Raw genomic sequence first — 8,233 nt, 5'->3', positions numbered from 1 at the left:
GCGTGCGAACAAGGCGCGGTGACTGCCGTGCAGTCATTCTGCACAAGGGAGCCGCAACGCCGTGCGCACGCCAAAGCGGCCGAGCCCCGTCGTTCAATAGCTTGTGGGGTTGGCACCCCAGGTTCCCCGATCCTGCGTTGCGCCGCTTGCGGGTAGAATCACTACCCGCTGCACGACGCGCCTGGTCTCGGAAAACCTGGGGTGCCAACGCGAGCGTGTACATTAATCAGTGTTTCCCTTGATCAAAAACGGATGGGCGGCCACGACTGCGTGCGGCAGGCCGGCTCGGGAGGAACATACGCACCATGGATTCGATTGATGCGCCATTTGGAGAAGTCGTGGAGTTGCGCCAGATCCTGCACGACTCGGGGGTCCCGCTGCTGCGGGTCATTATCCGCGATGGCGGGCGTTATACCAAGATCGAACTGGACCCGGCGACGGCTCACCGCTGGGGCCGTGTGATGACGCGCTGGGCGGAAACCGCCGCCGAGGGCGATGCGGCGCCGGAGGAAGGTGGGCAGCCGGATCCGGTCTGAGCGCACGTCCATGGGAAGACACCGGTGAATGCATTCATTCGTCAGTGTCTCCCTCACTATATGCGGACACAAAAAAGCCCGGCACCGCGCTTGAGCGGGCCGGGCTTTTTTTCGCCTGTTCTCAGGCAATCGTGCCATGAGGCGCGATTACTTGATCTTGGCTTCCTTGTACATCACGTGCTTGCGGACGACGGGATCAAACTTCTTGATCTCCATCTTCTCGGGCATGTTCCGCTTGTTCTTGGACGTGGTGTAGAAGTGACCGGTGCCTGCGGAGGACACCAGGCGGATCTTGTCGCGTGCGGACTTGGCAGCCATCGTGAAGCCTCCTTAGACCTTTTCACCGCGGGCACGGCAGTCCGCCAGGACCGCGTCGATGCCGCGCTTGTCGATAATCCGCATGCCCTTGCAGCTAAGGCGCAGGCGTACGAAGCGGTTCTCGCTTTCCACCCAGAAACGGTGGAAATGCAGATTGGGCAGGAAGCGCCGCCGCGTCTTGCGGTGAGCGTGAGAAACGTTGTTACCGGTCGCCGGGCGTTTGCCGGTCACCTGACATACTCGGGCCATCGGGGGACTCCGGAATTTGGGTCTACCAGAAAGACGGCGGACTATAGCGTAGCCCCGGGTCGGGCGCAAGGGAGGCGCTGATCAATTCGGGAGCATCCGCGGCGGCCTTGGGGCACGACGCCGTGCCCCAAGGCCGATCGGCTCGAGCGCCACCGAGCCGATCTATCGATTATCGGCTGTTCGCTCGCTTGGGGGCCGCGCGCTCATCGGCCTCCGGGCACAGGCCGGGAACGAGGCCCCGATCGTGGGCCCAGGCGATGACCGCCTCCAGCGGCATCGGGCGGGCGATGCCGTAGCCCTGGGCCGCGTTGCATCCGTAGTCGCGCAGCCGTGCGAGGGTGGCCGCGTCCTCGGCCCCCTCGGCGACCACCTTGAGGCCCAGATCCCGGGCCAGGCTGATGCTGGCGCGGGTGATCTGCTCGTCGATCGGGTGTTCCAGCATCTGCCGCACGAAGGCCTGATCGATCTTGAGGGTCGTCACCGGCATGCGTTTGAGGTAGGCCAGCGACGAGTAGCCAGTGCCGAAGTCGTCGATGGCGAGTTCCAGTCCGGCCTCGGTCAGGCGACGCAGGGCGCGAATCACCTCGTCGGGGTCCGCCATCAGGGCGGTCTCGGTGAACTCAAGTTCCACGGCGCAGGGTGGGAGGCCCGAGGCGCGGACCTTCTCCAGCAGGCGGTCGGCGAATCCGGAGTCGAGGAAGTTGCGCGCCGAGATGTTCACGCTGACCGGCATTTCCAGGCCTTCGGCACGCAGGCGGGCGATGTCGGCCAGTGCGAGATCGAGCACCCGGTCGGTGAGGCTGTGGATCAGGCCGGTGCGCTCGGCCGGCGGGATGAACTGGTCGGGGGCGATGCGTCCACGAATGGGGTGGTCCCAGCGCAGTAGGGCCTCCAGGCCCATCACCTGGTCGCTCGCAAGCTCGATCTTCGGCTGGTAGTGCAGGCTGAGCTGGCCGTTGTCCAGCGCGCTTTGCAGCTCGCCCAGGAGTTCCACGGTGTGCAGGCTGTGTTCGTTGCTGCGGCGGTTGTAACTGCAGTAACGGCGCCCCGAGTAACTGGCCTCGTGCATCGCCATCCAGGCCTTGGTCAACAGCCGGGTGGGGTCGTCCTGCTCATGAAAGGGAAAGGACGAGACGCCCGCGTGGGCCCCGAGATAGACTGGGATCTCGAAGACCTCGAAAGGCGTTTGCAGGCATTCGATCGCGGCGCGTGTGACGGCGAGTGTCTCCTTGCGGCTGCGGTGCGGCAGGATCAGGGCGAAGTGATCGTCGTGGATGTGGAACACGGTGGCCCCGACGGGCTCGGCCACCGCCTTCAGGCGTTCGGCAATCGCTCGCAGCAGTGGGCGCTCGGCGGCAAAGCCCAGGGCGCCGATGCTGTCCGGGTAGTTGTCCATCTGCAGGCTGATGACGAACACGCGGGTGGCGGTGGCGTGCGGGGCGTCGGCCTGGAGCATCAGTTGCCGGGCGTATTGCTCCAGTGACTCGCGATTCGGCAGGCCGGTAACGGGATTGTTGTAGGCCTGTTCCAAAAGCCGTTCCGAGTGGCGGCGCAGGTTGTCGAACAGCCAGCCGGAGAACCCCCCGAGGACTATGTAAATGCCCGTGCGCGTGAGCCAGTTCAGTGCGGGTTGAGCCGCCCCGGTGGCGGTATCCAGAGGCATGAACGGACCCAGGAGCAGCCCCGCCAGTAACCCGAAGGCCAGGCCGCCCCACAGCCCGAACAGGGCGGCCCCCAGCAGCACCGGGATGAGGATAAAGTTGAGATAGGCAGTTGAGGTGCCGCCGGTCTCATATACGATCAGCGCTACCAGCGCCATCAGGATCGGAACGGCAGAGGCCCCGGCGAGTCGCCAGCCTCCGCGAATCCCCTGTGAGCTTGCACGTGACCAGGTGTCAAACGGGGTCGGCGCCATTCCGGTTCCTTCGGTTTGTGCCATTGGGATGCCGCCAAGGTCATAGACGTTGCGGGCGGGTTTGTGTGTGCGGTCCGGAATCGCCGCGTTGGGAGAAGTGGTCGCTGTTGCCGGTCGCGGGGGCTTGGTAGCATTCCTCGATCAGGGGTTCCCCTGATTGTCTGGAACCTTCTACTTGGCGGAGCGGCATGGCCGATCGGCGTTTGCAGGTCTTTCTGACGGTGGCACGGTTGTTGTCCTTCACCCGCGCCGCCGAGGTGCTGCACATGACGCAGCCCGCGGTTACCTTTCAGGTGCGCCAGCTGGAGGAACAGCTGGATACCCGACTGTTCGACCGCAACCACAATCGAGTCACCCTGACCGATGCCGGGCGGCTGGTACAACGATATGCCGAACGCATCTTTGACACCTATGGCGAGATGGAGGCCGCGTTGCGCGAGCTGAAGGGCGCGGACGGCGGGGCGCTGGTGATCGGCGCCAGCACCACGGTGGCGGAATACATGCTGCCGGCCCTGCTGGGTGCGTTCCGCCGCGAGCATCCGGATATCGGCATTCGCCTGCGGGTGGGCAATACCGAGAATGTTGTGGTGATGGTCGAGGAGGGCAGTGTGGATCTCGGCATCGTCGAGGCCCCGGTGACCCACCGCAGCCTGCAGGTCCAGCCCTGTCTGGTGGACCAGCTGCGGCTGATCGTGCCGCCGGAGCATGAACTGGCCCGGCGCGACACGGTGACCGTCGACGATTTCATCGAGCGCCCATTCATATGCCGCGAGGAGGGTTCCGGGACCCGCGAGGTCATCATGGAGTACCTTGGGCGCGCCGGATACGACCGCAGCAGTCTGCGCGGCTGCATGGAACTCGGCAGCCCGGAGGCGATCAAGGGCGCGGTGGTGGCCGGCATGGGGGTCTCGGTGCTGTCCGAGGCGGTGGTGGCCAAGGAACTGGCCCTCGGCGAACTGGTGGCGCTGCCACTGTCGCCGCCGCTGGAACGGCCGATCTCGCTGGTGCATGCGCGGCAGAAGTTTCGCGTGCCCACGCTGGAGGTGCTGATGCAGTTCCTGCGCGGGTACTGCACCGGTCAGCGTCCGCTCGCCCCCGCATCAGAACTCAAACAGGATTGACGCGACATGAAGAACTACTGCGTGGTGCAGCATACGTATTCCGAGTTTCTCGGCCTGATCGAGTCGCAGCTGGAAAAGCGTGACATCGGCTTCTCCTACTATCGCCCGTTCGTGGGGCAGGACCTGCCGGGCTCCGCGGCCCAGTTCGACGGGCTGTGGCTGCTGGGCGGCGCCTGGCCGACCGCGGATCACGAGGAGAACCCGCAGGTCCCGGACGAGCTGTCGCTGATCGACATCTTCCGCCGCTCGAAGCGTCCGGTGGTGGGCGTCGGCATGGGCGGGCTGCTGGTGGCCGAACAGGCCGGCGGCACCGCCCACGAGGACCCGATGTACCGCGCCCGCTTCGTGACCGCGCACAAGACCGCAGCCGGGGAGGGCGACGCACTGGCCGAGGCCCTGGATGGTCGGCGGGTACTGCAGCTGGTCAACGGCCGGGTCGACCTGCCGGATGACGTGCAGCCGATCCTGGTGGACGACGACGGCGACTGGCTGGCGATCCGGCCGGACGAGCTGACCTATGGCATGCTGTTCCGACCCGAGGTGAAGCCCGGGATGCTCGAGGACATCATCATGGAGGCGCGGCACAATCCGCCGCCGAACATGGGCGAGCTCCTGGGCGAGGCGCGCATGGAATGGGGCGAGATGCAGAAGGTGACCGAGGACGTGCTGGTGGCCCTGGTGAAGACGCTGGGCCTGATGCAGGAACGCCGCAAGATGCCGGTGTTCAGCCTGAAGATCGAGGACGAGGGATGATTCCACCCCTGGGCATGGGCAACGAGGGTGGCCCGTCCGGGGGCGATCTCGGGTCGGTGCTCGGCGGTGCGCGCAAGAAAGGCCGGGAAGACCCGGCCAAGGCGATCGCCGAGATCGCCGCGCGGCTGTCGCCCGAGGATCAGGCCAGCCTGCTGAAATTCGCCCGCTTTCTGGAGCAGGAGTCTCCGGCCCCCGCGCCGGAACCGGTCCCCGAGCCGGAGCCGATCCCGCGTCCGGAGAGCGAGTCGGTGATCAAGGCGATGCGCCGGCTCTCCGCGACCTATCACATGCTGGATCGCTCCAAACTGCTGAACGAGACCTCGGCCCTGATGGGCCAGCACGTGATGCAGGGGCGCCCGGCGGTGGAGGTGATCGACGAGCTGGAGGGGGTCTTCCGGACTCACTACGAGAAGGCCGTCGCCCAGGATCCGACCCGCCAGGCGAATCCCGATAACGGAGGGGAGTCGGGGGAACCCTCGCGATGATCGATATCCTGCGCCAGTGGTACCAACGTCATTTCACCGACCCGCAGGTGGTGATCCTGGCGTTTCTGCTGCTTGCGGGATTCCTGATCATCATCTTTGCCGGGCGCATCCTGGCGCCGCTGCTGGCCTCGCTGATCATTGCCTACCTGCTGGAGGGGGCGGTGCGAAAGCTGGTCTTTTTGCACATACCACGCATCCTCGCGGTCACCATTGTGCTGCTGGCCTTCCTGGCGCTGACGGTGGCGGCGCTATTTAGCGTGGTGCCGCTGATGTCGGCCCAGGTGACCCAGCTGGTGCGCGAGCTGCCGGGGATGATCTCCGAGGGCCAGAACCTGCTGTTGCAGCTGCCCGAGCGCTACCCGCAACTGATCAGTGACGATCAGGTGTTCGAGCTGATGGGCGCCATCCGCGCCGAGGCGACCCTGCTGGGGCAGCGCGTGGTGTCGTTCTCGCTGTCCTCGGCGCGGCATCTGGTGGACGTGGTGATCTATCTGATCGTGGTCCCGCTGATGGTGTTCTTCATGCTGAAGGACCGCGACCTGATCCTGAACTGGATCCGTGGCTTCATGCCGCAGGACACCCACCTGGCCAGCGAGGTCTGGCGCGAGGTCAACCTGAAGATCGCCAGCTACGTGCGCGGCAAATTCATCGAGATCGTGATCGTCTGGGCGGTCACCTTCCTTACCTTCAACTGGTTCGGTCTGGAATACGCCGTACTGCTGTCGTTTATGGTCGGCATCTCGGTCATCGTCCCGTACATCGGGGCGGCCGTGGTGACGATCCCGGTGGCCGCGGTCGCATACTTCCAGTTCGGCTTGAGCTCCGAATTCGCCTGGGTACTGATTGCCTACGGGGTGATCCAGTTCTTCGACGGCAACGTGCTGGTGCCGCTCCTGTTCTCCGAGGTTGTCAACCTGCACCCGGTCGCCATCATTGCCGCGGTGTTCGTGTTCGGCGGCATCTGGGGGCTTTGGGGGGTATTCTTTGCCATCCCGCTGGCGACGCTGGTGCATGCGGTGATCAAGTCCTGGCCGCGCGTCCAGCGGCCCCCGCCGGAGACACCTCCGGGGGCCGAGACGAATACGGCCGAAGCCGTCACGAAGTAGCCCGACATTCCGGGCTGCGAATCCCCGTGTATGCGGGTTCGCGGCCTGCCCGCATCACTAATGACCCATTCCACCGATAACAAGAAGAACGCATGACCGGTACCGAGATCCTGATGAACGTGACGCCCCAGGAGAGCCGTGTGGCCCTGGTGGAAAATGGTGTCCTGACCGAGCTGCACCTGGAGCGCGCCCGCCGCCGCGGGATCGTGGGGAACATTTACAAGGGCCGGGTGGTGCGGGTGCTGCCAGGTATGGATGCGGCCTTCGTCGACATCGGGCTGGAGCGCACGGCCTTTCTGCATGCCTCCGACGTGGCTTCGGTGGAGCGCGAGGAGCTCAATGGCAACGGCCTGTCCGCCGGAGACGCCGCTGCGGCGCCCGTGGCCAGCGGCAATGGCACCGGCACGCCGGCGCCGGTGGTGCGCGAGGGCATCCGCGAGCTGCTGCGCGAGGGGCAGGAGGTCCTGGTGCAGGCAGTCAAGGACCCGCTGGGCTCCAAGGGCGCGCGGCTTACCACCTACATCACCCTGCCGTCGCGCAATCTGGTGCTGATGCCGAACCAGTCCAATGTCGGTGTGAGTACGCGCATCGAGGACGAGGGCGTGCGCGCACGGCTGCGCGCGTCCATCGAGCAGTTGCGTGACGAGTTGGCGCCGCAACATGGCTTTATCGTGCGCACCGCCGCGGAGCTGGCCGACCACGAGGCCATGTATAACGACACGGCGTTCCTGAAGAAGGTCTGGGATACCCTGCAGGAGCAGGCTGTCGGGGCCCCGCCGGGGACCGAGGTCTACGCCGATTTGCCGCTGGTGGAGCGCATCCTGCGCGACATGGTTTCGGGGGATATCGAGCGTATCCGCATCGATTCGCGCGAGACCTATCAGAAGGTCTGCGGCTTCGTCGAGCGCTATCTGCCGGAGCTGATCGGCCGGATCGAGCACTATCCGGGCGAGCGGCCGATCTTTGATCTGTTCAACGTCGAGGAAGAGATCCACCGCGCTCTGGAGCGCAAGGTGGAGCTGAAATCCGGCGGCTACCTGATCTTCGACCAGACCGAGGCGATGACCACGGTGGACATCAACACCGGCGGTTTCGTCGGCCATCGCAAGCTCGAAGAGACCATTTTCAAGACCAATCTGGAGGCCGCGCAGGCGATCGGTCGCCAGCTGCGCCTGCGCAATCTCGGCGGGATCATCATTATTGATTTCATCGACATGCAGGACGACGAGCACAAGCGCCAGGTGATCCGCGCGCTGGAAAAGGCCCTGGAACGCGATCACGTGAAGACCCAGACCTGCGACGTGTCGCCGCTGGGCCTGGTGGAGATGACCCGCAAGCGCACCCGCGAGAGCCTGGAGCACCAGATGTGCGAGCCCTGCCAGATCTGTAGCGGGCGTGGCTATCTGAAGTCGGCCGAGACGGTGTGCTACGAGCTGTTCCGCGAGATCCTGCGCGAGGTGCGCCAGTACGACGCGCGCGAGCTGCGCGTGCTGGCCTCGCAGAACGTGATCGACCTGCTGCTGGACGAGGAATCCGCCAGCCTGGCCGAGCTGCAGAGCTTTGTCGGCATCCCGATCCGCTTCCAGGTGGAGACGCTGTACACCCAGGAACAGTTCGACGTGGTCTTCGTCTGATCTACAAGTAATAAGTAGACAGGCACCCGGTCCCCGTCTCCGTCAGGGAGGAAGAGGCGCGAAGATGAATCGCCAGTGCGGACCCAGCATGGCTACGGGTCCCGGTTGGCCGGGCA

9 protein-coding genes are annotated in these 8,233 nt (G+C 65.2%); 6 read left to right on the top strand and 3 right to left on the bottom strand.

Annotated elements, in window-relative coordinates; translation table 11 throughout:
• Positions 1-305 precede the first annotated feature (305 nt).
• On the top strand, positions 306-536 hold the full coding sequence (locus D578_RS0114480; protein WP_018950644.1) for a hypothetical protein: 231 nt from the start codon (positions 306-308) through the stop codon (positions 534-536).
• A gap of 147 nt (positions 537-683) precedes the next feature.
• On the opposite strand, the gene rpmG is transcribed toward D578_RS0114480, so the two are convergent.
• The 3 genes from rpmG to D578_RS0114465 form a co-directional block, all read right to left on the bottom strand.
• The gene (rpmG, locus tag D578_RS0114475) at positions 684-854 is read right to left on the bottom strand and encodes a 50S ribosomal protein L33 (RefSeq protein ID WP_017941410.1); all 171 of its coding nucleotides are present in this window, start codon (positions 852-854) and stop codon (positions 684-686) included.
• A 12-nt stretch (positions 855-866) separates the two neighbouring features.
• A complete protein-coding gene (gene rpmB, locus D578_RS0114470; protein WP_018143937.1) occupies positions 867-1,103 on the bottom strand; it encodes a 50S ribosomal protein L28 in 237 nt (78 codons plus the stop codon).
• A gap of 169 nt (positions 1,104-1,272) precedes the next feature.
• Positions 1,273-3,018: a bifunctional diguanylate cyclase/phosphodiesterase gene (locus tag D578_RS0114465; RefSeq protein WP_018950643.1), complete on the bottom strand. Its 1,746-nt coding sequence runs from the start codon at positions 3,016-3,018 to the stop codon at positions 1,273-1,275.
• Between the two features lie 188 nt (positions 3,019-3,206).
• On the opposite strand from D578_RS0114465, the gene D578_RS0114460 reads away from it, so the two are divergent.
• The 5 genes from D578_RS0114460 (at position 3,207) to rng (ending at position 8,117) form a co-directional block, all read left to right on the top strand.
• Positions 3,207-4,139, top strand: a complete 933-nt coding sequence (locus tag D578_RS0114460; protein ID WP_018950642.1) for a LysR family transcriptional regulator — start codon at positions 3,207-3,209, stop codon at positions 4,137-4,139.
• A 6-nt stretch (positions 4,140-4,145) separates the two neighbouring features.
• Positions 4,146-4,892 carry a type 1 glutamine amidotransferase gene (locus D578_RS0114455; RefSeq protein WP_018950641.1) on the top strand — a complete coding sequence of 249 codons (747 nt, stop codon included), beginning with the start codon at positions 4,146-4,148 and terminating at the stop codon, positions 4,890-4,892.
• On the top strand, positions 4,889-5,377 hold the full coding sequence (locus D578_RS0114450; RefSeq protein ID WP_018950640.1) for a hypothetical protein: 489 nt from the start codon (positions 4,889-4,891) through the stop codon (positions 5,375-5,377). Before D578_RS0114455 ends, D578_RS0114450 begins: the two co-directional genes overlap by 4 nt.
• Positions 5,374-6,483, top strand: coding sequence for an AI-2E family transporter (locus tag D578_RS0114445; protein WP_018950639.1), 1,110 nt, complete (start codon positions 5,374-5,376; stop codon positions 6,481-6,483). The genes D578_RS0114450 and D578_RS0114445 overlap by 4 nt, the downstream gene beginning before the upstream one ends.
• Before the next feature lie 92 nt (positions 6,484-6,575).
• On the top strand, positions 6,576-8,117 hold the full coding sequence (rng, locus tag D578_RS0114440; RefSeq protein WP_018950638.1) for a ribonuclease G: 1,542 nt from the start codon (positions 6,576-6,578) through the stop codon (positions 8,115-8,117).
• The last annotated feature ends 116 nt before the right edge of the window (positions 8,118-8,233 follow it).

The organism is Thioalkalivibrio sp. ALMg11, from assembly GCF_000377905.1.
Taxonomy (GTDB): Bacteria; Pseudomonadota; Gammaproteobacteria; order Ectothiorhodospirales; family Ectothiorhodospiraceae; genus Thioalkalivibrio.
The sequence above is the reverse complement of the archived record's forward strand: the minus strand, read 5'-3'. Positions and strand labels throughout refer to the sequence as shown.